The organism is Shimia sp., assembly GCF_049116215.1.
Taxonomy (GTDB): domain Bacteria; phylum Pseudomonadota; class Alphaproteobacteria; order Rhodobacterales; family Rhodobacteraceae; genus Shimia.
Window position 1 is genome coordinate 53,388 of the sequence record NZ_JAGDZB010000008.1, and the last position, 22,363, is coordinate 75,750.

At 55.1% G+C, this 22,363-nt stretch carries 18 protein-coding genes, 1 tRNA gene and 1 pseudogene; 13 read left to right on the top strand and 7 right to left on the bottom strand.

The window, feature by feature from the left end; all coding sequences use genetic code 11:
• Positions 1–7: 7 nt before the first annotated feature.
• Positions 8–1,586: pseudogene (locus JXR15_RS20615) on the bottom strand (DUF5928 domain-containing protein).
• 148 nt (positions 1,587–1,734) lie between these two features.
• Here JXR15_RS20615 and JXR15_RS20620 point away from each other — a divergent pair.
• From JXR15_RS20620 to hisG, 4 genes are all read left to right on the top strand, one after another.
• On the top strand, positions 1,735–2,553 hold the full coding sequence (locus JXR15_RS20620; RefSeq protein ID WP_422055079.1) for a sulfotransferase family protein: 819 nt from the start codon (positions 1,735–1,737) through the stop codon (positions 2,551–2,553).
• Positions 2,554–2,717: 164 nt separating this feature from the next.
• On the top strand, positions 2,718–4,220 hold the full coding sequence (gene hisS / locus JXR15_RS20625; RefSeq protein WP_422055080.1) for a histidine--tRNA ligase: 1,503 nt from the start codon (positions 2,718–2,720) through the stop codon (positions 4,218–4,220).
• Entirely contained in the window at positions 4,220–5,305 is a 1,086-nt protein-coding gene (locus tag JXR15_RS20630; protein WP_422055081.1) for an ATP phosphoribosyltransferase regulatory subunit, read from the top strand. Before hisS ends, JXR15_RS20630 begins: the two co-directional genes overlap by 1 nt.
• Positions 5,302–6,000, top strand: coding sequence for an ATP phosphoribosyltransferase (hisG, locus tag JXR15_RS20635; RefSeq protein WP_422055082.1), 699 nt, complete (start codon positions 5,302–5,304; stop codon positions 5,998–6,000). The genes JXR15_RS20630 and hisG overlap by 4 nt, the downstream gene beginning before the upstream one ends.
• 57 nt (positions 6,001–6,057) lie before the next feature.
• Here the strand turns inward: hisG and JXR15_RS20640 are convergent, their stop codons facing one another.
• Positions 6,058–6,513 carry a cupin domain-containing protein gene (locus JXR15_RS20640; protein WP_422055083.1) on the bottom strand — a complete coding sequence of 152 codons (456 nt, stop codon included), beginning with the start codon at positions 6,511–6,513 and terminating at the stop codon, positions 6,058–6,060.
• A 201-nt stretch (positions 6,514–6,714) separates the two neighbouring features.
• On the opposite strand from JXR15_RS20640, the gene JXR15_RS20645 reads away from it, so the two are divergent.
• Positions 6,715–9,066 (top strand): Tex-like N-terminal domain-containing protein, encoded by a 2,352-nt coding sequence (locus JXR15_RS20645; protein WP_422055084.1) that lies wholly within the window; start codon positions 6,715–6,717, stop codon positions 9,064–9,066.
• Positions 9,067–9,115: 49 nt separating this feature from the next.
• Here JXR15_RS20645 and aroQ read toward each other — a convergent pair whose 3' ends face one another.
• Both aroQ and JXR15_RS20655 read right to left on the bottom strand, forming a co-directional pair.
• Positions 9,116–9,553 carry a type II 3-dehydroquinate dehydratase gene (gene aroQ, locus JXR15_RS20650; protein ID WP_422055085.1) on the bottom strand — a complete coding sequence of 146 codons (438 nt, stop codon included), beginning with the start codon at positions 9,551–9,553 and terminating at the stop codon, positions 9,116–9,118.
• Positions 9,554–9,614: 61 nt separating this feature from the next.
• A complete protein-coding gene (locus JXR15_RS20655) occupies positions 9,615–10,055 on the bottom strand; it encodes an Lrp/AsnC family transcriptional regulator (protein WP_422055086.1) in 441 nt (146 codons plus the stop codon).
• A gap of 131 nt (positions 10,056–10,186) precedes the next feature.
• Between JXR15_RS20655 and JXR15_RS20660 the strand changes: the two genes are divergently transcribed.
• Positions 10,187–13,600 (top strand): indolepyruvate ferredoxin oxidoreductase family protein, encoded by a 3,414-nt coding sequence (locus tag JXR15_RS20660; RefSeq protein WP_422055087.1) that lies wholly within the window; start codon positions 10,187–10,189, stop codon positions 13,598–13,600.
• Positions 13,601–13,734: 134 nt separating this feature from the next.
• Here JXR15_RS20660 and JXR15_RS20665 read toward each other — a convergent pair.
• Positions 13,735–13,811 (bottom strand) — tRNA-Met (locus JXR15_RS20665).
• 217 nt (positions 13,812–14,028) lie between these two features.
• Entirely contained in the window at positions 14,029–15,627 is a 1,599-nt protein-coding gene (locus JXR15_RS20670; RefSeq protein ID WP_422055088.1) for a phosphoenolpyruvate carboxykinase, read from the bottom strand.
• A 373-nt stretch (positions 15,628–16,000) separates the two neighbouring features.
• On the opposite strand from JXR15_RS20670, the gene JXR15_RS20675 reads away from it, so the two are divergent.
• Genes JXR15_RS20675 through JXR15_RS20705 form a run of 7 tightly spaced genes read left to right on the top strand, consistent with a single transcriptional unit; the run spans position 16,001 to position 21,406 of the window.
• Positions 16,001–16,702: a response regulator transcription factor gene (locus JXR15_RS20675; protein ID WP_299428249.1), complete on the top strand. Its 702-nt coding sequence runs from the start codon at positions 16,001–16,003 to the stop codon at positions 16,700–16,702.
• Positions 16,703–16,735: 33 nt separating this feature from the next.
• A complete protein-coding gene (locus JXR15_RS20680) occupies positions 16,736–18,421 on the top strand; it encodes an ATP-binding protein (RefSeq protein ID WP_422055110.1) in 1,686 nt (561 codons plus the stop codon).
• 3 nt (positions 18,422–18,424) lie between these two features.
• Entirely contained in the window at positions 18,425–18,889 is a 465-nt protein-coding gene (locus JXR15_RS20685; protein ID WP_422055089.1) for an HPr kinase/phosphorylase, read from the top strand.
• A complete protein-coding gene (gene rapZ, locus JXR15_RS20690; RefSeq protein ID WP_422055090.1) occupies positions 18,890–19,819 on the top strand; it encodes an RNase adapter RapZ in 930 nt (309 codons plus the stop codon).
• A complete protein-coding gene (locus JXR15_RS20695) occupies positions 19,816–20,208 on the top strand; it encodes a PTS sugar transporter subunit IIA (protein WP_422055091.1) in 393 nt (130 codons plus the stop codon). The genes rapZ and JXR15_RS20695 overlap by 4 nt, the downstream gene beginning before the upstream one ends.
• 4 nt (positions 20,209–20,212) lie before the next feature.
• Positions 20,213–20,491, top strand: coding sequence for an HPr family phosphocarrier protein (locus JXR15_RS20700; protein WP_422055092.1), 279 nt, complete (start codon positions 20,213–20,215; stop codon positions 20,489–20,491).
• Positions 20,492–20,518: 27 nt separating this feature from the next.
• Positions 20,519–21,406: a lysophospholipid acyltransferase family protein gene (locus tag JXR15_RS20705; protein WP_422055093.1), complete on the top strand. Its 888-nt coding sequence runs from the start codon at positions 20,519–20,521 to the stop codon at positions 21,404–21,406.
• 48 nt (positions 21,407–21,454) lie between these two features.
• Here JXR15_RS20705 and JXR15_RS20710 read toward each other — a convergent pair whose 3' ends face one another.
• Positions 21,455–22,330 carry a 3-hydroxybutyryl-CoA dehydrogenase gene (locus JXR15_RS20710; RefSeq protein WP_422055094.1) on the bottom strand — a complete coding sequence of 292 codons (876 nt, stop codon included), beginning with the start codon at positions 22,328–22,330 and terminating at the stop codon, positions 21,455–21,457.
• Between the last annotated feature and the right edge of the window lie 33 nt (positions 22,331–22,363).

Genomic DNA, 22,363 nt, shown 5'->3' on the forward strand with positions numbered 1-22,363 from the left:
AGCTCAATCAGTCGGCAAAAAGATATTCAGTTCGCGCAATTTCACGCGCCTGATCTTCGGAGATATGTAGGAAGTCCATCACCGCCGCAACATGCTCCTCTTCGCTGCCGGACTGCACCATGCGGCTGACGTTTTCGAACTCAGCGTCCCGAATGCGATCACTTTCACTCAGGATATCGCGCCGGATGGTGGGCAATAGCCGCTCCAGTGTTTCTGGCGAAGTTTGTTCCCCTGCGAGCCCAATGCGGATCGCATGGCCTGTCAGGTACTCGTCCGTGAAATCACATTGTATTTCCAGCATTCTCGTGGTGGATCGGTCGCCAAAGAAATCCTGCATCAGGTCCATGGCGCTGGGGTCCAGGCAGACGACAAGCCGATTGGTTTCATAATAATCAAACAGCATCCGCATCAAGGCACGGCGGTGCCTTGTGCGTTTGCCCAGCGTCGATTGAATGCCGCCCAGATCGGGCAGAGGTGTGCCTTCTTCATTGAACAGGTAGGCAATGGTCGGGCGGTCCGTGACTTGATCGACCTTTTCCAGCAACCGCTTGGCAACGTGCCACTTTTTGCAGACTGATTAGCATCAGTTCCCGGTCGCGTCCCAGCGAGCTTTCGGTTTCCCAGAAGCGGCTGGCAAAGCGTTTCCCCTGTCGCCCGCGGCCGGTTAAAAACTTGAACAAGCTCGGGCCTTCCGCCGAGATTTGGAAGTTTACGCCTTCCTCGGCATACAGCTGGCCGAGCCGTTCCTTAAGATCCAAAGCGTCCGGGCTGATTTTTCGGGCAAAGAGATAGTCTTGACTGATCAGCAAGTCGTAGTGGTCGTTGTAAAACGTCAACGGCATTCCGTAGTCCGTGAACATCAAGAAAGTGAGTGTTCGTGTGCGGATTTCGGTGGATGGCACCAGATGGCGCACAATGGTCTGAAAAAACGTCTCGTCAGGAATCCAGGTTGTCTTGAAGAACCGCATCACATCACGACGAGATTCGGTGAAATGTAGAACGGCTTCAATGGTTTGGCGTCGCAAGCACCACCATTGACTGCCAATCATGACTTGAATATCTGCCGGAATTTCGCGGGTCAGACCCAGCTTTTTTTGAACATTGAATGTCGCGTAAAACCGGCGTTTTTGGGTGCGTTCGTTAAACCAATGGCGATAGATCAACCGCTCGGATTTCATACCGGTTTTTATCCAGTCGCTCTCGAAAAAATCGAAACTTTCAATGAAGTCGACGTCGTTGTCGTCCAGAAATTCGTGGATGTATTCCGACGACTTAATCACCATGCAATCGCCGGAAAGCATGTAAAAATGGGAGGCTCGCGGAAATTTTTTGACCGCTGTCTGCACCGCATAAAGTGTAGCTTCAACGAGGCTCCATTCCCCCCAGCCGCATTTGATCCGCTTCTCAGAAAACGCAACGTTTGGGTTTGGACCAAGAACCTCTTGCAACATTGAAAAATGCTCAGGCTTTGCACGGGCGTCAAAGTGAATGGAGATGTAGTCCCCTGTTGCCGTAAGCCGTTCTGCCTGCTTAATGATCGCTTCAGGATCCTTGTGGCACAGAAGAATGTAAGCAATTCTCGCCATCTAGCTTCTTCGATCCCCACTTTGACGTCTTGTGTTTATCCATTTAAAGATGAATGCGCGTTGAATAAACAGGCTTTGTTCGGAATTTTTTGATACGCGCTAAGACCGTGACCTAAGAAGTAACCACGGCGGCTATGGAGGCAGAAACATGGGATTTCCCGGCACTTGGATGACGGAAAGCGAAAGTGTGGTGTATCGAGTTGTGCCAAAATGCGCATGCTCCACCATCGGCCAGATCATGTTCTACTCGGACCATGGCGAGTTCTTTGACGGCGATATCCACGATGCCAAAGGCGGCATGCACAAGTGGGCCATCGAAGAGAGCCACAAGCCGATCACAGATAACGTGCGTGAGCACCGCTCTTATGCGTTCACCTGCGTACGCAATCCCTACACGCGTATTTTGTCGTCTTTTTTTGACAAGATTTGCGGCATCCAGAGAAACGGCAAGCGTTACCGGGGTAACTTGGTGCCGATGCTGATCCAGAAATACGGCATCGAAGTGGGTGGCGATGATGGCAAACAGGAGTTTGACCAGATTCAAAGCTTCCGCCGCTTCTTGTTGTTTGCCCGTGACACCATCCGCTGGCGGCGCCCAATGGACCCAGACATTCATTGGTCCGCCATGTCCGGCCACGTGTCGACCTTTATCGTGAACGGTGGCGCCTATGACAATATATTCTGGACCGAGCAGTTTAACGACGGAATGCAGGGCGTTTTGAATAGTATTGAAACGCCACATGCTGTTGATCTGAAACAGATTCCTCGGTTCAATGAATCCGAAGGGCATGGGCCAAAGCGGGCTCACCCAGTGGAAGACTATTTCGATGATTTGTCGATGCATCTAGTCTATGAAATCTACAAGCGTGATTTTCAGCTGTTCAAATATGACTTTGAAAACCCTGGAAACAAGTTGCCAATTGGCGAAATTGACTTGGATGAAGTGCACGCAAAGCTGGGCGATTAAGTCAGCCAGTTTTTGGGTTTGACACCGTTGAGGCCGCGCTTTTGAACGAGCGCGGCTTTTTGATGTTTGTGTGACGTTTTGGTTGCCAAGAGGAGCCTCTCCTTGCCCATTGGCACCCCATTCGCTAAAGGCACTGACGTAATTATTTCACAAGGACCATAGCGATGGCCAAGCAGAAGAAAGCCCCGCGCCCTAAGGCAATCACGCCAAAGGGCTTCCGCGACTATTTTGGTGTTGAGGTGACCGAGCGCACCGAGATGCTACATCAGATCGCCGGGGTGTATCATCGCTATGGGTTTGAAGCTTTGGAAAGCAGCGCGGTGGAAACCGTTGAGGCGCTCGGGAAGTTTTTGCCGGATGTGGATCGCCCCAACGAAGGTGTGTTTGCCTGGCAGGAGTTTGACGAGAAAGACAACGGCGATTGGATGGCGCTGCGCTATGATTTGACGGCGCCTTTGGCGCGGGTTTACGCGCAGCACCGCAACGATTTGCCAAATCCCTATCGCCGCTACGCGATGGGGCCGGTGTGGCGCAATGAAAAGCCGGGGCCAGGGCGCTATCGTCAGTTCTATCAGTGTGACGCAGATACAGTGGGCACCGCCTCCATGGCGGCGGACGCTGAGATTTGCGCAATGTTGTCTGATACGTTGGAGACAGTTGGCATTCCGCGCGGCGACTACCTGGTGCGGGTGAACAACCGTAAAGTCATGAATGGTGTGTTGGAAGTCATGGGGCTTGGCGAAGACCAAGTTGCCAAGGACAACGTCCTGCGCACCATTGATAAGTTTGATAAAGTTGGTGAGAGCGGTGTGCGTGAGCTGCTTGGCAAAGGACGTTTGGATGCGTCGGGTGCCTATATCGACGGCGTGGGACTGTCTGACGATCAAATCGAGCCGGTGATCGCGTTTTTGACCTCCAAGGCGGATGACGTGGCCAAGACCTTTGAAAACCTGCGCGGGGCTGTTGGCGCCTCTGCTGTGGGGGCCGAAGGCATTGCGGAGCTGGAACAGATTGGTGATCTTCTGGCTGCGGGTGGCTATGGCAATGATCGGATCGAGATTGATCCAAGCATTGTGCGCGGCTTGGGCTATTACACAGGACCCGTGTTTGAAGCTGAGTTGACCTTTGAAATCTTTGATGACAAGGGCCGCAAGCGGCAGTTTGGCTCTGTGTCTGGCGGCGGGCGCTATGATGATTTGGTCAAGCGTTTTACCGGTCAGGCGGTGCCCGCGACGGGGCTGTCGATTGGGGTTGATCGCCTTCTTGCGGCACTACGTGAGAAAGGGCGTATGGGCGGTGTCTCCGCAGGCCCTGTGGTGGTGACCGTGATGGATCGCGACCGCATGGCAGATTATCAGGCCATGGTTACGGAACTCCGCAATGCGCGGATTCGTGCCGAGGTTTACCTTGGCAATCCGAAGAACTTCGGCAATCAGCTGAAATATGCAGATAAGCGTAATTCGCCTGTGGCAATCATCGAAGGTGGTGATGAAAAGGCCAACGGCGTGGTGCAGATCAAGGATTTGATCCTCGGTGCCAAGATCGCTGAGACGGCCACCCACGAAGAGTGGAAAGAACGCCCAAGTCAATTTGAGGTGCCGCGTGGTGATTTGATCGCGAAGGTGCGTGAAATTCTGGCCAGTCAAAATGAAGGGCAGGCCGGCTGATGACCCAAAAATCGAAAATCAGGGCGCGCGCTGCTGCACTGGCTTCGGATTTTGAAGCTGCGGGCGCGCTGCCGGTAGAAACGCCGGTATTGCTCCCGGCCGAAGCATTGCTTGATCTCTACGGAGAGGACATTCGTGGACGGGCGTATGTCACGTCGGATGCCCTGCGTGGGGAGCAGATGCTGCGCCCGGACTTCACCGTGCCGGTGGTGCAAATGCACATGGCGCATGGGGCGGAACCGGCGCGCTATACCTATGCGGGTGAGGTGTTTCGGAGGCAAGAAGATGATCCGGCTCGGGCCAATGAATATATTCAGGTGGGCTACGAGGTTTTTGATCGTGAGAACCCTGCGGCAAGTGATGCTGAAGTTTTTGCGGTGATGCAGGAGGCGCTGAAAGGCGTCGAGTTGCGCGCCGCAACAGGTGACATTGGCATCCTCGCCGCCGCAGTGGCTGGCTTGGAAACAACCGAGCGTCGCAAGCGTGCGCTGGCGCGCCACATCTGGCGGCCGCGGAAATTCAAGGCGTTGTTGGATCGGTATTCCGGCAGAGTTGAAATGCCTGGCAGCCGCGCTGCTATTCTGGCTAAAGACGACCCAATGGCGCATGGCTTTCCCGACATTGGCTTGAGGTCGCAAGCGGAAGTGGCAGAGCGGATCGACGGCTTGCGTGACGAGGCCGCTGCAGATCCGATTTCACCGTTGCAAGTGGAACTCATCGAAGCCCTGTTGAACGTGTGTGAAACCTTGCCCAATGCGCTTGAGCATATTCGTGATTTGGCCGTGGACATGCCAGCGATTACGGAAGCTACGTTTCGTCTAAGGGATCGGATGCATGCGCTTGAGGCGCGTGGGGTCGACGTTGCGAGCCTTGAGTTTGAAGCGAGCTATGGCCGCACGTCGATGGAGTACTATGACGGTTTTGTCTTTGGGTTTTATGTCCCCGGTCGAGCAGACTTGCCGCCAGTGGCCTCCGGCGGGCGTTATGATGCGCTGACCCAGGTGCTTGGGCAAGGAAAAGAAATTCCAGCTGTTGGTGGCGTGATCCGCCCTGGCATTCTTGTTCAACTGGAGGACGCGCTATGACCATCAAACTGGGAGTGCCTTCCAAAGGGCGTTTGATGGAGAAGACCTTTGATTGGTTTGGCGCACGCGGTGTGGCTCTGAGCCGGACCGGATCGGACCGCGAGTATGCCGGGGCCGTTGATGGTGTCGAGGGCGTCGAACTTGTCTTGTTGTCCGCGGGGGAAATCCCTCGTGAATTGGCCGCTGGGCGCATTCACCTTGGTGTCACTGGCACTGACTTGGTGCGCGAAAAGCTGGGTCAGTGGGAACAGCAAGTACAGGAGAAAGCAGAGCTGGGTTTTGGCCATGCTGATCTGATCATTGCCGTGCCCGCCTGTTGGGTGGATGTGGATACGTTGGAGGATCTGGATGCGGCGTCTGCGGCTTTCCGGAAGAAACATGGGTTCCGTTTGAGAATTGCAACCAAGTATCACCGGCTGGTGCGTGAGTATTTGCAGGACAACGGTGTTGCTGACTATCAACTGGTGGACAGCCAGGGCGCGACCGAGGGAACGATCAAGAACCTGACTGCTGAAGGCGTGGCGGATATCACCTCAACCGGAGACACTTTGCGCGCCAATCACCTGAAAATCCTGAGTGATGCCCTTGTGTTGAAATCCCAAGCGACGCTTTTCAAAAGCCGTAAGTCGAACATGGATGATGCGGAACGCGCGGTCATGTCCGCTTTGATGTCAAAACTCGGTCTTGAGGGATAGGCGCCTTGCCTTGGTATCTGGAGCGTGCCTGTTTTTAGGCCCGCTCCAACGGCTCGTTTAAAGAGGTGGGCCAACAAAAGTTTGCCCATGAGACTGTGCGATTTCTGCCATATCGGTCTCACTGATTTCGCCACCTGCGGCCGCTTTGTGAAACGCGTGAAACATGGCTTCCATTTTTAAGGCTGGCGAAAAAATGTACCGCAGCCGGCCAACGGTTGTGCCGACGTTCTTGAAGGCATGGACAGTGCCGCGGGGGATAAAAGCAACGTCACCTGGGGCCATTTCGTGTACTGTGCCGTCGATTTCTACGATGAAGTCACCCTCGAGAAAGAAAAATGTTTCATCTTGATCGTGATGCACGTGGCGGCCGGGGCCAATTCCAGGTTGCACGATGTCCTCGAAGACTTCTTGGGCGCCGCCTGTCTCTTCTCCGCTTAGGAGGATGCGCAGGGTAATCGCTCCAGGAAAATCTAAGACTTCGCTATTGGTGTATCTGCTGTGAGTGATGGGCATTGATGCGTCTCCTTGGCGTTTCGTACATCCTAAATTGCGTTTCCCTTTGAACAATTGGGTATTTGAGGAGGTTGTATTGTGCGTTTTTGCGCGGGTGGGCAAAGCCTGTCGGCTGGTTTTTTCTGGCTGGCAAAATCGGTGCTTGGCGCGGTGGATGGCAATGCTAATAAGAACGCTCCATCGCAGATCAGGAGAGCCCCTTTGGACACGAACACGCGTATTTTCCGGACCATTGCGGGGGAGATCTCCGCACAATCACAGCAAGTGGCTGCAGCGGTGAATTTGCTGGATGAGGGGGCGACGGTTCCATTTGTGGCGCGTTACCGGAAAGAGGTGACTGGCGGGCTGGATGACACGCAGCTGCGCACCTTGGCGGAGCGATTGGCCTATTTGCGTGAGTTGGAAGCCCGTCGGGAAACTGTGGCGGCATCCATTTCTGAGCAAGGCAAGATGACGGATGATCTGGCAAAGGCCATTGTTGGCGCGGAAACCAAGGCAGCCTTGGAAGACATTTATCTGCCCTACAAGCCGAAACGCCGTACCAAAGCGATGATCGCGCGGGAAAATGGGCTGGAACCTTTGGCGCAAGCCATTTTGGCGGATCGATCTGCCGCGCCGGAAGCTCTGGCATCGGCTTACCTTTCAGAAACTGTGGCCGACACCAAGGCGGCTTTGGATGGTGCTCGCGATATCGTTGCGGAAGGGCTGACTGAGAACGCCAAGTTGTTGGGGGAGTTACGGGGCTTCCTTCAAAAAGAGGCGATTGTGGCGGCCAAAGTCATTGCAGGTCAGGAACAATCGGGCGCGAAGTTTTCTGACTATTTTGCGCATTCTGAACTGTGGTCCAAAGTGCCAAGCCACCGTGCGTTGGCGATGATGCGCGCGTCTAAGGAAGGCGTGATTACGCTGGATATCGGGCCGGACCCGGAAGGCGGCAAGGAGCGCGCGGAAACAATGGTTGCGAGTTATCTCGAAACCCGCAGCGACGCACCTGGGGATGTTTGGTTGCGCAAGGTTGCAGGCTGGACGTGGCGGGTGAAGTTGAGCTTGACCATGACCGTGGATTTGATGGGCGAGCTGCGCGCCCGGGCACAGGAAGAGGCCATTCAAGTTTTTGCTCGCAACCTTAAAGATTTGCTTTTGGCCGCACCAGCTGGGGCAAAGGCGACATTGGGGTTGGATCCGGGCATTCGGACCGGGGTGAAGGCGGCCGTGGTCGACAGCACTGGGAAGCTGTTGGAGACGGCGACGCTCTACCCATTCCAGCCCAAGAATGACATCCGTGGGGCTGAGGCTGCCATTTTGGCGTTGGTTGCAAAGCACAACGTAGAGCTTGTCGCGATTGGCAATGGCACAGCGAGCCGGGAGACTGAAAAGCTGGTGGGAGAGACGCTCAAACTCCTGCCGAAAGCCGTGAAGGCACCAACCAAGGTTGTTGTGAGCGAGGCCGGGGCTTCGGTGTATTCCGCATCTGAGTTGGCGGCGCGCGAGTTCCCGAATTTGGACGTGTCGTTGCGTGGGGCTGTGTCTATTGCGCGGCGCTTGCAGGATCCGCTGGCGGAGCTGGTGAAAATCGAGCCAAAATCAATTGGTGTGGGGCAATATCAACACGACGTGGACCAACATCGACTGGGCAAATCGCTCGAAGCAGTTGTTGAAGACGCAGTAAACGCCGTGGGGGTGGACCTCAATATGGCGTCGGCGCCTTTGTTGGCACATGTGTCGGGGCTTGGGCCTGGCTTGGCTGAAGCGGTCGTTGCACATCGCGATGCCAACGGCGCTTTTGGCACGCGCAAAGATCTTCTGAAGGTTGCCCGCCTGGGCCCCGTGGCGTTTGAGCAATGTGCTGGGTTTTTGCGTATTTCTGAGGGGGAGGAGCCGCTGGATGCGAGCTCGGTTCACCCGGAAGCCTATGATGTCGCGCGTAAAATTATCTCGGCTTGCGGCCGGGATGTGCGCAGCCTGATGGGGGATGACGGGGTGCTAAAACGTATGCGCGCGGAGGATTTTGTTGATGACAAGTTTGGTTTGCCCACCGTTCGCGACATTCTGAGCGAGCTTGAGAAGCCAGGCCGGGATCCGCGACCAACCTTCAAAACCGCTACGTTTACGGACGGTGTTGAAGAAATTTCAGACCTCAAACCAGGCATGTCGCTAGAAGGCACAGTGACCAATGTGGCGGCTTTTGGGGCGTTTGTCGATGTTGGCGTGCATCAGGATGGTTTGGTGCATGTGAGCCAGTTGGCTGACCGCTTTGTGAAAGACCCACATGAGGTGGTGAAAGCCGGGGACGTGGTGCAGGTGACCGTGGTCGAGGTTGATGTGCCACGTAAACGGATTGGTCTGTCAATGCGCAAGGATGGTGGAGCAAGCGCGAAAGAGGATCGTAACGCGCGCGCAGGCTTTGGCAGCAAAGGGTCGGGCGCTGGCCCGCGGGGTAAGTCTCCGCGCGGCGGCGGGCACTCTTCGGCCAAGCCTAAGCAGGGTGGTAAAATCGACGCAGGCAATGGCGCACTGGGTGCGGCGCTGTTGGATGCGATGCGGAAGAAGTAAATCGACGAGCCTTGATTGCGCCTCCGAGGTTGATTGCCTCGGGGGCGAATTACGCCAACAAAGTGCCCATGTGCTGCATCGCCAAGGCATATCCGTTGACGCCAAAACCGGCAATCACGCCGTCCGCACGGGCAGAGACATAGCTGTGATGGCGGAAGGTTTCGCGTTTGTGGATGTTGGAGATATGCACCTCCAGTACCGGCCCCTCAAAGGTGTTGAGCGCATCAAGGATTGCCACGGATGTATGGCTGTAGGCAGCCGGATTGATGATTATGCCTGCAGCGTTTTCTCGGGCCTCATGGATCATTTCGACAATCTCGCCTTCGTGGTTGGATTGCTGTAGTTTCACCGATAGCCCTAGGATCTTACCTACAGCGGCGCAATTTGTCTCCACATCGGCCAAGGTGTCATGGCCATAGATTTCCGGCTCACGCTTACCCAAAAGATTCAGGTTGGGGCCATTCAGGATGTAGATCATTTTGCTCATTGCAGAAGCTCGCTTTGCCTTTGCTTCAGAAGTAGCCGGGAAATTGGCGCGAGAGCAAGGCTTAGGGCTTTAAGTCTCTGAGTATGACGTTTGTCTGTGCCGAACTTACCGCAGGCAAGGTAAAGAGGAAGTCCTCGAGGAAACGGTTGTATGCTTCGATGTCGGTGCAGCGCACGCGCATGTGGTAGTCTGCTGTGCCGGTTGTGGCGAAACACATGCGGATTTCTTCTCTGGCGGTGATCGCTTCGATGAAGCGTTTCAGATTGGCTGGATCGTGGCGTGTGAGTTGAACGTGCACAATCGCGTGAAAAGCGAGACCGAGCTTCTCTGGTCGCAAGCGCGCGCCGTAGCCTGCGATGAGCCCTGCATCCTCAAAGGCGCGGATCCTGCGCCAACAGGCAGAGGTCGACATGCCAATTTCGGAGGCCAGTTCCGCGTTGGATAAACGGCAGTCTTTTTCCAATAAAGCGAGCAACTTCCGGTCTTTCGAGTCCAAGTTCATGGCATAACGATCCAGCTTCGTGGGGGTTTTCGGTTTTCTGAACCATTACTATACCGGAACCATGGTGATTTGGAACGGCAATCCAGCAATTTCGTGAGATCCTTTCAGAATCTAGGAGGAGCGCGCGACCAATGACCAAAGCCAGCCACAATTTTGAAAGTTATGCCCTGTCAGACCGATATGATCGTACGGAAGGGAGAGTGTTCCTGACCGGCACGCAGGCGCTGGTACGGATCATGTTTGATCAAGCGCGACGCGACCGAAACGCTGGGCTGAACACAGGGGGCTTTGTGTCCGGATATCGCGGGTCTCCTCTTGGAGCGCTGGACTTGGAGTTCTGGCGCGAGCGGGATCGGGTGAAAGATCAGAACATCACCTTTATGCCCGCTGTAAATGAAGACCTTGGCGCAACAGCGGTATTGGGGGCACAGCAAGCAACGCTGGACCCTGATTGCGACGTCGAGGGGCTGTTTTCCATGTGGTATGGCAAAGGACCGGGCCTGGACCGGTCCGGCGACGCTCTAAAGCACGGCAACGCCTATGGCTCCTCCCCCAAAGGCGGTGTGCTGGTTGTGGCCGGCGATGACCACGGATGTGTCAGTTCCTCGATGCCGCACCAATCGGATGTGGCGTTTATGTCGTGGTTCATGCCAACCCTCAATCCGGCCAGCGTTGATGAGTATCAGGCTTTTGGTGAATATGGCATCGCGCTATCGCGTTTCTCGGGAACTTGGGTTGGGTTCAAGGCGATTTCTGAAACGGTGGAATCCGGGCGGTCTGTGGAATTGGTCCCGGACCGAGCGTTTGTGACGCCAGAATTTGACATGCCTGCAGGCGGTCTTCACGTACGCCCCAGCGATTTGCCCAGCCCGGAAATCGAGACCCGCATTGAACATAAGTTGAATGCGGTGGAGGCATTTGTTGAAGCCAATCCAATTGATCAGCGTATCTACGACATTCCGGAGGCTACATTTGGGTTTGTAACCACCGGTAAAGGGCATTTGGACCTCATGGAGGCGTTGCGTCTTTTGGGCCTTGATGAGGCGACTTGTCGGCGATTGGGCATAGACGTCTACAAAGTGGGCATGGTGTGGCCGTTGGCGCGCCGAGACGCGTTGGCCTTTGTGCGCGGCAAAACAGAAGTGCTGGTCGTGGAAGAGAAGCGCGGCATTATCGAGAGCCAGTTCAAAGAGTACTTTTATGACTGGCCAGGTGATAAACCGGAAAAGATGGTTGGCAAACACCGGGCCGCGGGCGATCCTTTGTTGCCTTGGACCGGCGAGCTGTCTCCTAAAGTTTTGGTTCCGGTGGTGGCTGAGCGGTTGGCCCGTCTTTTCCCAGACGAAGGCTTGCTGGAGAAGGCAGCGGTGCTAACCGAAGAGCAGCCGCCTTTGCTAAATGTTTCCGGGGCGAACCGCACGCCGTATTTCTGTTCTGGTTGTCCACATAACACCTCCACCAAATTGCCTGATGGGTCTAAAGCGATGAGTGGCATTGGCTGTCACGTGATGGCCAGCTGGATGAACCGGGAAACCGGGGGCTACGCCCAGATGGGCGGAGAAGGTGTGCCTGTGGCCGTTGCGCAAAAATACAATGGCAACAAGCATATCTTCCAAAACCTTGGCGAGGGGACCTGGTATCACTCTGGGTCATTGGCAATCCGCCAAGCGGTGGCCGCAAAGGCCAACATCACCTACAAAGTTTTGTTCAACGACGCGGTGGCAATGACCGGTGGACAGCCTGTGGACGGTCCTGTTTCGGTGCACGGCATCGCTTGGAATGCACGCGCTGAGGGGGTGGCGCGGATCGCCTTGGTCAGTGACGACATCTCCAAATTCTCCAAAGGAGATTTCCCGCCGGACACATCTTTCCATGACCGCAATGACATGGATCCGGTGCAGCGCGAGTTGCGCGACATCGAAGGTGTGACGCTGCTGATTTACGAGCAGACCTGCGCGACCGAAAAACGCCGCCGTCGCAAGCGCGGCACTATGGAAGATCCGGATACCTTTGCTTTTATCAACGATTTGGTTTGCGAAGGTTGTGGGGATTGCTCAAAAGCGTCCAATTGCCTGAGCGTGGAGCCGGTGGAGACTGAATTTGGCCGCAAGCGTAAGATCAACCTTTCGACGTGCAACAAAGACTTCTCCTGTGTTGATGGGTTTTGCCCAAGCTTCGTGACGGTGACAGGGGCCAAACGACGTCGCAAGGATGGGGCAGAGGTTGATGTGACCTCATTGTTGGCCCATGTGCCGGCGCCTGCGGTGCCAGCCTTGGACAAGCCATTCGATTTGTTGGTGACCGGCGTGGGAGGCACAGGGGTTGTGACCGTCGGGGCTTTGATCACAATGGCCGCGCATTTGGAAGGCCTTGGCAGTTCTGTTCTGGATTTCACCGGATTTGCCCAGAAATTTGGCACGGTGTTGAGCTACATCCGTCTGGGCATAAGTCCATCGGCGGTGAACCAGGTGCGTATTGAAAGTGGCGCCGCGGATGCTGTGATTGGCTGTGACGTAGTGGTAAGTTCCGCGCCCAAGGCCAGTGTCCACTATCGCGAGGGCGCACAGGTGGTGCTGAATACGGCGGAAATGCCAACCGGCGATCTGGTGCTCAATCGTGATGCGGACCTGAAGGTTGGCTTGCGCGAGCAGGTTATTCGCAAGGCGGTTGGCGCAGATAACGTGCGGGCCCTCAATGCGAATAATATGGCAGACAAGCTCATGGGAGACAGTGTGTTTGCCAATGTGATGATGCTTGGATTCGCTTATCAGCGCGGGCTGGTTCCGGTCAGCGAGGTGGCGCTAAAGCAGGCGATCCTTCTTAACGGCGTGGCTGTAGAGAAAAACGCCAAGGCGTTTGATATCGGGCGGGTGCTTGCGCATGATCCGGAGGCGATCTCGCTGGAAACGCCCCATGCTGCGGAAACCTCAGAATCTGTGATCGCAAAGCGGGCTGCTTTCCTTACCGACTACCAGAGCGCGTCTTATGCAGTACGGTTTGAGGATCGCATGACGGCGCTGGCACAGGTGTTGCCAGAAGAGTTGCTGATCGAAGCTGCAAAGTCTCTGTTCAAACTCATGGCTTATAAGGATGAGTATGAGGTTGCGCGTCTTCAGTTGGATACCGGTTTTGCCGCGCGTTTGAATGAGGAGTTTGAGGGCGACTTTAAGGTGAATTACCACATGGCGCCGCCAATTTTGCCCCTGGGGCGTGATTCACAAGGCCGCCCAAAGAAGATCAAGCTGGGGCCGTGGATGCGCCCGGTGCTCGGGGTGCTGGCAAAGGCACGTGTCCTGCGTGGCTCGATCGCGGACCCGTTTAGGTTCAGCGCTGATCGCAAGCTGGATCGTGACCTGCTGGAGTGGTTTGAAAGTGTTCTTGATTTGGTCGAGAGCGGTTACAGCGAAAAGGATCGTGAGTCCTGTTGGGCGCTTTTGACTGCGCCAAAGGACATCCGTGGATATGGCGTGGTTCGAGAGGAGGCCGCGGACAAAGCGCGCAAGAGTGCAATGATGCTGGAGACGATGTTGTCGGCAAAACACTAACACTGGCCCCGATTGAAGGTGGTTTTGAATAAGTGCGTGCGGCGGGTCCAAGGGGTCCGCCGCTTTGTTTTGTGACGTGGCTTTTGGGCCAAAAGAAAAGCCCGGATGGCGGTCCATCCGGGCTTAGGAATTCTTGGTGGCGGTACAGGGACTTGAACCCCGGACACGCGGATTATGATTCCGCTGCTCTAACCAACTGAGCTATACCGCCGCAAGTGAAGTGCGATTTAGGCGCTTCCAGGGATGGGGTCAAGAGAGAAATCGCATCGAATGCTCAGGTTTTTTTGTTTCTTGGGACCCCTGTTCAAAATGGGAAATCTGCGGCTGCTTTCTCCTGGCTTTGCAGGCGCCAATGCACCCCTATCTGCGCCTAAAAAAGAAAAGCCCCGACAACTGTCGGGGCTTTTCGAAGCAAGAGCTTAGGGCGTTTAGCCGATGGCGGCTGCTTTCACGTCTGCGTCAATGTAAGGCAGGTACTGCTCAAAATTATCGGCGAACATACCAACCAACTTGGCTGCCTGCGCATCATAGGCATCTTTGTCCGCCCAGGTGCCGCGTGGATCCAGCAGAGCACCGTCTACGCCTGGTACAGAGACCGGCACCTCAAAGCCAAAGTTGGCATCCTTGCGAAACTCAACGTGGTTCAGGGAGCCATCCAGAGCCGCCGTCAGCAGAGCGCGGGTGGCTTTGATTGGCATTCGGGAGCCAGTGCCGTAGGCGCCGCCGGTCCAGCCGGTGTTCACCAGCCAGCAGGTGGTGCCAAACTCAGCGATCTTCTGGCGCAGAAGGGCGCCATAGACTTCCGGGCGACGTGGCATGAACGGCGCGCCAAAGCAGGTGGAGAAGGCTGGTGTTGGCTCGGTTAGGCCGCGCTCGGTGCCTGCCATTTTGGCGGTGAAGCCAGACAGGAAGTGGTACTCGGCTTGGGCTGGTGTCAGGCGAGCCACTGGCGGCAAAACACCAAACGCATCACAGGTGAGCATGATCACGTTCTTTGGGTGACCGCCAAGGCCGTTGTCCGACGCGTTCGGGATCGAGTCCAGCGGATACGCGCAGCGCATGTTTTCGGTGAGGCTTTTGTCCTCAAAGTCGAGCTCTTTGGTTTCTTCGTCAAAAACCATGTTCTCGATCACGGTGCCAAACATCTTGGTGGTGGCGTAGATTTCCGGCTCGGCCTCAGGGTTGAGGCCGATGGTTTTGGCGTAGCAGCCGCCTTCGAAGTTGAAGGTGCCGCGATCAGACCAGCCGTGCTCATCGTCACCAATCAGGGTGCGATTTGGATCTGCAGACAGTGTGGTTTTGCCGGTGCCGGACAGGCCAAAGAACACCGCGCTGTCGACAGGGTTGTCTTTGGCGTGGTTGGCCGAGCAGTGCATTGGCATGATGCCTTTTTCCGGCAACAGGTAGTTCAACAGGCCAAAGACGGACTTTTTGTTCTCACCGGCGTACTCTGTGTTGCCGATCAGGATCATCTTTTTCTCGATGTTCACAGCAATCACGGTTTCGGTGCGGCACCCGTGTTTGGCGGGATCGGCCTTAAAGCTCGGGCAGTTGATAATGGTGTAGTCCGCCACAAAGCCATCCAGCGCGTCCTGATCCGGGCGACGCAGAAGGTGACGAATAAAGAGGTTGTGCCAGGCCAGCTCGTTCACAACGCGCACGTTGATGGCGTGAGACGGGTCAGCACCTGCGGTCAGGTCCTGAACGAAGTAGTCACGGCCTTTCATGTGTTCCAGCATATCGGTATGCAGGCGATCAAAAGCGTCAGATTCCATCGGGGCATTGTTTTCCCACCAGATGGTGTCTTCGGTCATTGGGGTCCGGACAGTGAACTTGTCTTTTGGAGAGCGACCGGTGAATTCGCCGGTGCTGACCAAAAAGGCGCCGCCGTTGCCCAGAGTACCCTCGCCGCGTTTTAGCGCAGACTCAATGAGGGCAGGCTCCATAAAGTTGTAATAGACATTTCCCAGACCTTCGATCCCTTGATCTTGCAAGCGGAATTGCGGGTTTACCCGTCCAAATGTCATTATCTTACTCCTGTAGCCGCGTGTCCTGTTGCGGCGGTCCTTGAAAGTCCTCGGGGCGAAATATTCTTGCGCGTCAAAGCACCCCGAAGTGCGACAAGGGCCTCATAACATGCCAAATATTGATAAGAACAGGACGCTTTGGCGCAGTTAGCGCAACCAAATGCAGGTTAGCGCAATCAAGCGTTCCGATCGGAAAGTGCGCGTCGCGATTGTTGTCAAAAGTGAGACAATTTAGCCATTGCTCAAGGAATTTCGGGCTAAATAGGTCGGGTTTGTTACCCGAATCGCACTTTAACGTTGATTGCCTCAGCCTGAATTGCGCATAATGCCGCAAAAAATAGACATAATAAGAGCAGCAATAAGGACCGATCCCATGTCGAAAATTGCCCTTGTGGATGACGACAGGAATATCCTGACGTCGGTTTCTATCACCCTTGAGGCGGAGGGGTTTGAAGTCGAGACCTACAATGACGGTCAGCAGGCGCTGGACGCATTTAACAAAAAACTTCCTGACATGGCTGTCTTGGATATCAAAATGCCACGGATGGACGGCATGGATCTGCTGCAGCGCTTGCGGCAGAAAACAAGCATGCCTGTGATCTTCCTGACCTCCAAAGACGACGAAATCGACGAAGTGCTTGGGTTGCGTATGGGGGCGGACGACTACGTCAAAAAGCCATTCAGCCAACGCTTGCTGGTCGAACGTATTCGCGCTTTGCTGCGCCGCCAGGAAGCTGTCGACGGCGAGATCGTCGGGGATACAGAAGATACTAAGATTATGGAGCGCGGTGATCTGACCATGGATCCGCTACGCCACTCTGTGAGTTGGAGGGGGCAGGATGTGACCTTAACGGTCACCGAGTTCCTCTTGCTTCAAGCACTTGCCCAGCGTCCAGGTTTTGTAAAAAGCCGGGATCAACTGATGGACGTGGCTTATGATGATCAGGTTTACGTGGATGACCGGACAATCGACAGCCACATAAAACGTCTTCGTAAAAAGATGCGGACTGTGGATCGGGACTTCTCTGCAATTGAGACGCTCTACGGCATCGGTTATAGGTACAACGAAGAGTAACGACACAAGGCCGGAAGGACCAACGTGCAAGACATGGCCCAAGGGCGGGACGGAGACGTTGTTTTGGGCGATGATTGGGTCGCTCCAGCAGGCAATGTCGAAGAAGAATTGCAGGGCCGGCGCGAACGTCGCCGGCTTTTGCCTCTTGGTAAGTCCCCACTAACACGTAAAATCATTACCTTTAATATGATCGCACTGCTGGTGTTGGTCGCAGGTATCCTATTTCTCAACAGTGCGCGGGACAGCTTTGCTGTGCAGCGGGCAACGGGGCTTGTTACAGAGGCGCGGCTCATTGCGGGCGCCTTTGAGGCGCAGCTGCCGTCTGGCGCGCCGGCAAATCTGGCGACCAATGATGGTGTGGATGTTGCTGCGACACTTGAAAAACTGCCTTTGCAGGTAGGCACGACCGTGCACGTTTTTGATGCGGCTGCTCAAACCGCCGGCAAAAAGGAAGGCAAGGCCTCCGCGGAGGCTGCGGAGGTACTGGCGGAGCGTCCAGACGGCGCACCGTTGACGTCCGCACTCAATAAAATCTGGAGTTCGATTTCCGGCAAGGGTGGTGGTCAAGACACCGGTGTAGGGCAGTTAAACAACCAGCTGGAAATTATGGCGCAATCCGCTGTGAATGGCACCGAGGCTCTGGAAACGCTTGTTGCCGCAGATGGCGGTCACGTCTTTGCCATGGCCGTGCCTATCCGCCAGAATGACCGGGTGGTAGGCGCGGTTGTTCTGTCCAGCGCTTCCGGTGAGTTGGACCGGATGGTGAGTTCGGAGCGTGAACGTGTCTTACAGATGTTCCTGATCGCAACTGTGGTATCCGTTGGCCTGTCCATGGTGCTGGCTTCCACCATTTCCAATCCACTCTCAGATCTGGCTGCGGCAGCAGAGCTTGGTCGCGATAGTGACAGCCGCAAAGTGAACCCAGGTCGGGTGCGTATCCCGGATCTGACGGCAAGGCCTGATGAGATTGGACGTTTGTCGGGTGCATTGCGGGGCATGGTGTCAGCTCTCTATGAGCGGATCGACAGCAACGAACAGTTTGCCGCTGATGTCGCGCATGAGATTAAGAACCCGCTGGCTTCGTTGCGCTCCGCTGTGGGCTCTCTGCGCGTGGTGAAGAAAGAAGAGCACCGTGAAAAGCTGCTCGATGTTATTGAGCATGACGTCCGCCGATTGGACCGACTTGTCAGCGATATCTCCAACGCCTCTCGTCTGGACAGTGAGCTGGTTAAGGAAGAAGAGGAAACCTTTAATCTGCTCGGCATGGTTGGCAATTTGACCCAATACCTGGGCGAAGATGCCAAAGGCAAAGGCATTGATTTTATCACCGATCTGCCTGAAGCCGCCATAGACATCACTGGGTTGGAAGCGCGATTGGCACAGGTCTTTGTGAACCTTATCACCAATGCCATTAGCTTTTGCGAAGACGGGGATGCCATTCGGGTTTGGGCGCGCAAGCGTGAGAACCGTGTGCTGGTTGTGGTCGAGGATACCGGGCCAGGCATTCCGGAGCAGGCGCTCAACAAGATTTTCAATCGCTTTTACTCCCACCGTCCAGAAGCGCAGTTTGGCAACAATTCTGGTTTGGGCTTGGCAATTTCAAAGCAGATTGTTGAAGCACATGGTGGCGTGATCTGGGCCGAGAACATTCGCCCAACCGACGCTGACGTCACGTCTGAGCCACTTGGCGCGCGGTTTGTGGTGGGGCTGCCGGTGTAAGGTATGGCGCAGGCGGATGACTTGTTTTCTGTGGCGCCCACAAATGCTGATGAGGAAAGCCTTTTGCATGCATCCTGCGTGTCAGATGGCGGGCGCGCTGTTCTCATTTGTGGGGCTTCCGGGCGCGGCAAGTCCGGGCTTGCGCTTCAACTGATGGCCTATGGGGCGCAACTGGTTGCGGATGATCAAACCATTGTCCGTCAAACGGGAGCGCAACTGTTGGCCTCGGCGCCGGACACAACAAGTGGCTTGATAGAGGCGCGTGGGGTTGGGATATTGCGCGCGGTTCCGGTGAAGAACGTGCCTGTACACTTGGTGGTGGACCTGGATCAAGTTGAGGATCAAAGACTGCCTCATCCAAAGGACGTTCACATAATGGGCCTGGTGCTTCCGGTAATTTACAAAGTGGACGCGCCGTATTTTGCCGCGGCAGTGCTGCAGTTTCTACGCCATGGAAGGAACGCATAAATGACCAATGCGAAAGGTCCGCAAGACGAGCTCCCGTTGGTGTTGTTGACTGGCCCTTCAGGTGCGGGACGCTCCACGGCCATCAAGGCTCTGGAGGATGCAGGGTTTGAAACCATTGACAATTTGCCGCTTGGCCTGCTGCCGCGTTTGTTGTCTGGGCAGCCTCCAAAACGGCCGATGGCGCTGAGTTTGGATGTCCGCAATCGGGACTTTTCACCCGCCGCGATAATTGATGCTTTGGAGCTCGTTGATGAGTTTCCCAATGTCGCCCCAGAGTTACTGTACCTGGATTGTCGTGCCGAGGTTTTGCGGCGGCGCTACAACGAAACCAGACGCAATCACCCACTTGATCGCAAGGAAGATCCAAATGCCGGTATCGAAAGAGAACTCGCTCTTTTGGAAGATGTGCGTGCGCGTGCGACGGTGTTGATGGACACTTCAGAAATGACTCCACATGAATTGCGTCATGCAGTTCAGAGCCGGTTTGCCCCGCATACGGATCAAGCGATTGGTATCACCGTTCAGTCGTTCAGCTACAAGCGTGGATTGCCTCAAGGGGCGGATCTGGTGCTTGATTGCCGTTTTCTACACAATCCCCATTGGCAAGATGGACTGCGTGACATGGATGGCGGAGACGCTCCAGTTGGGGCTTACATCGCGACGGATCCTGGCTTTGCACCATTTGTGCAATCCATCGAGACGGCACTGGAGCATGCGCTGCCTGGATATGTCCGCGAGGGCCGCAATCATCTCCAGGTCGCATTTGGTTGTACGGGAGGGAAACACCGGTCCGTTTTCCTGACTGAGACCATTGCCGAATCCCTTGCAAATAGGGGCTGGCGGGTGTCTATAAGACATCGCGAACTCAATCGTTACGCCGTGCTTGGCGCGGCGCCGCAGGTCGCAAAAGATGGGGAACAGATAGCTTGATCGGTATCGTGATCGTGGCACATGGTGGGCTTGCCAATGAATATTTGGCGGCCATGGAGCATGTCGTTGGCGCGCAAAATGGCGTCAGCGCGATTACTATTGAGCCAGATCACGATCGTGCCCAAAAACAGCGTGAAATCTGTGCCGCGGCAGATGTTGTGGACCAAGGCGACGGGGTCGTTGTGGTCACTGATATGTTTGGCGGCTCTCCGTCGAATTTAAGTTTGCGCGCCTGTGCCCCTGCCAATCGGCGCATTCTTTACGGTGCAAATTTGCCGATGTTGATTAAACTGGCAAAAAGCCGTCATCTCGACGTTGCAGATGCGGTCAGAGCGGCATTGGAAGCTGGTCGCAAATATATCGATAGTCAGAATATTCAAACAGGGTAGGCAGATGAGCAAGGTCATCCAACGCACGATGCAAATCGTGAATGAAAAAGGCCTGCATGCGCGGGCATCTGCAAAGCTGGTTGAGGTTGTTGAAGGCTTTGACGCGACGGCAGAAGTGTCAAAGGATGGCTTGAGTGCAGGGGGCGACAGTATTATGGGGTTGCTGATGCTGGCAGCTTCCAAGGGTACCAGCATTGAAGTGGAAACCTGCGGGCCTGATTCGCAGGCCTTGGCCGATGCCATTGAGGCGCTTGTTGTTGACAAGTTCGGTGAAGGGTTCTGAGTTAAACGGCAGCATAGGAAGACGAACTTGGTAGATACGGTGCCAGAGGCGCAGGTTGGCAAGCCTGCAACCGAAACGGAAGGTCAAATCTATGACCGCCGGACGCTGACCTATGCCAATTCGTTTGATGACCGTTGGACGTCGTTTGCTATTCGCACAATTGAGTGGATGACTGGCAAACTGAAGATATTGCGCATGGTCAACAAATTTGAGCGTGATAACGAACAATACCGTGGGCAGAAATTTTGGCGCGGCGCGCTCAATGTCATGGGCATTGAGCTAAAAACCCCGCTTGAACAGCTGCAGAACATCCCGACCGACGGGCCTGTTGTGGTTGTGGCCAATCACCCTCACGGGATGGTTGATGGCATGATTTTTGCCGATTTGATTGGGCGTGTGCGGCAGGATTACCGAATTCTGACGCGCTCGGTTCTGACTGGGCTGGACGAAGCAGCGTCCAGTTTTATGATTCCGGTGCCGTTCCCGCATGACCCTGATGCGCAACGCAAAATGGTCGAGATGCGCGGCAAGACAATGTCTCATCTAAAAGATGGTGGCGTTGTGGCCCTGTTTCCGTCCGGTGTCGTGATGAGCTCTGATACATGGTTTGGTCCGGCGGTTGAGCAGGAGTGGAACGTGTTCACGGCACAGCTGATCCGCCGCTCAGGGGCCCGTGTTGTGCCGATTTTCTATCCGGGACAAAACAGTCGCGCATATCAGATCGCGAACAAAGTGTCCCCGATTTTCCGGCAGGGTCTGCTGCTGCATGAGATTGTGCGCTCTTGTAACAAGCCTCAGGCCCCTGTTGTTGGGGAGCCGCTAACCGACGAGCAGATGGCCCAACTGCACACCGATCCGCGCGGATTCATGGCGTGGCTGCGGCAGCATACGCTTGATTTGGGCAAAGAGGCCTGATGGACAGACCAAATAAAAAAGCGAGGCCCAGGCCTCGCTTTTATTTGGTCACCGTGTCGGGAGTGGCGTGTCGCCGCGGTAGTCGTAGAAACCTCGTTTGGTTTTGCGTCCAAGCCACCCGGCTTCAACATATTTGGTCAACAGCGGGCAAGGGCGATATTTCGTGTCAGCTAAGCCGTCATGCAGCACGTTCATGATTGCGAGGCAGGTGTCCAAGCCAATAAAATCAGCCAGTTCAAGTGGCCCCATTGGGTGGTTTGCTCCAAGTTTTAGGGCGTTGTCGATAGACGCAACATTTCCCACCCCTTCGTACAACGTGTAGCAGGCCTCATTGATCATTGGGATCAGGATACGGTTCACGATAAATGCAGGGAAGTCTTCGGAACTGGCCGCCGTTTTGCCAAGTTTCTCAACAATGTCATGGCAGGTTTTATAGGTCTCTTCGTCGGTGGCGATGCCGCGGATCAGTTCGACCAGTTTCATCATCGGAACCGGGTTCATGAAGTGGAACCCCATAAACCGTTCAGGACGGTCGGTGCGCGAGGCCAGTCGGGTAATAGAGATCGAGGATGTATTGGATGTGAGGAGCGTGTCTGGGCCGAGATGGGGCTTCAAAGTATCAAAAATTTGATGTTTGATCTCTTCTCTTTCGGTTGCTGCTTCGATTATCAGATCGGTACCGCCAAGAGCCGGCAGCTCCAGAGTGGTTTGAATGCGGCCCATCGCGGTGGCTTTTTCAGGCTCTGAAATCAGCTCTTTGCTGACCTGGCGTTCCAAGTTTTTGTCGATCCGCGCGACAGCTGCATCAAGCGCGTTCTGGTTGATATCATTCAATAGTACATCATATCCAGCAAGCGCCATGACATGCGCGATACCGTTGCCCATTTGGCCTGCTCCAACGACGCCAATCGACTTGATGTCCATAGTTGATATCCTCTCAAAATGCCTGGCTGACCA

Excerpts from the sequence above, each read along its gene's own strand:
- JXR15_RS20710 (WP_422055094.1), bottom strand. The coding sequence starts at position 22,330 with ATGGACATCAAGTCGATTGGCGTCGTTGGAGCAGGCCAAATGGGCAAC.
- JXR15_RS20685 (WP_422055089.1), top strand. The coding sequence starts at position 18,425 with ATGGCGCAGGCGGATGACTTGTTTTCTGTGGCGCCCACAAATGCTGAT.
- hisG (WP_422055082.1), top strand. The coding sequence starts at position 5,302 with ATGACCATCAAACTGGGAGTGCCTTCCAAAGGGCGTTTGATGGAGAAG.
- hisS (WP_422055080.1), top strand. The coding sequence starts at position 2,718 with ATGGCCAAGCAGAAGAAAGCCCCGCGCCCTAAGGCAATCACGCCAAAG.
- aroQ (WP_422055085.1), bottom strand. The coding sequence starts at position 9,553 with ATGAGCAAAATGATCTACATCCTGAATGGCCCCAACCTGAATCTTTTG.
- JXR15_RS20655 (WP_422055086.1), bottom strand. The coding sequence starts at position 10,055 with ATGAACTTGGACTCGAAAGACCGGAAGTTGCTCGCTTTATTGGAAAAA.
- JXR15_RS20675 (WP_299428249.1), top strand. The coding sequence starts at position 16,001 with ATGTCGAAAATTGCCCTTGTGGATGACGACAGGAATATCCTGACGTCG.
- JXR15_RS20700 (WP_422055092.1), top strand. The coding sequence starts at position 20,213 with ATGAGCAAGGTCATCCAACGCACGATGCAAATCGTGAATGAAAAAGGC.
- JXR15_RS20630 (WP_422055081.1), top strand. The coding sequence starts at position 4,220 with ATGACCCAAAAATCGAAAATCAGGGCGCGCGCTGCTGCACTGGCTTCG.
- JXR15_RS20620 (WP_422055079.1), top strand. The coding sequence starts at position 1,735 with ATGGGATTTCCCGGCACTTGGATGACGGAAAGCGAAAGTGTGGTGTAT.
- rapZ (WP_422055090.1), top strand. The coding sequence starts at position 18,890 with ATGACCAATGCGAAAGGTCCGCAAGACGAGCTCCCGTTGGTGTTGTTG.
- JXR15_RS20680 (WP_422055110.1), top strand. The coding sequence starts at position 16,736 with ATGGCCCAAGGGCGGGACGGAGACGTTGTTTTGGGCGATGATTGGGTC.
- JXR15_RS20670 (WP_422055088.1), bottom strand. The coding sequence starts at position 15,627 with ATGACATTTGGACGGGTAAACCCGCAATTCCGCTTGCAAGATCAAGGG.
- JXR15_RS20660 (WP_422055087.1), top strand. The coding sequence starts at position 10,187 with ATGACCAAAGCCAGCCACAATTTTGAAAGTTATGCCCTGTCAGACCGA.
- JXR15_RS20640 (WP_422055083.1), bottom strand. The coding sequence starts at position 6,513 with ATGCCCATCACTCACAGCAGATACACCAATAGCGAAGTCTTAGATTTT.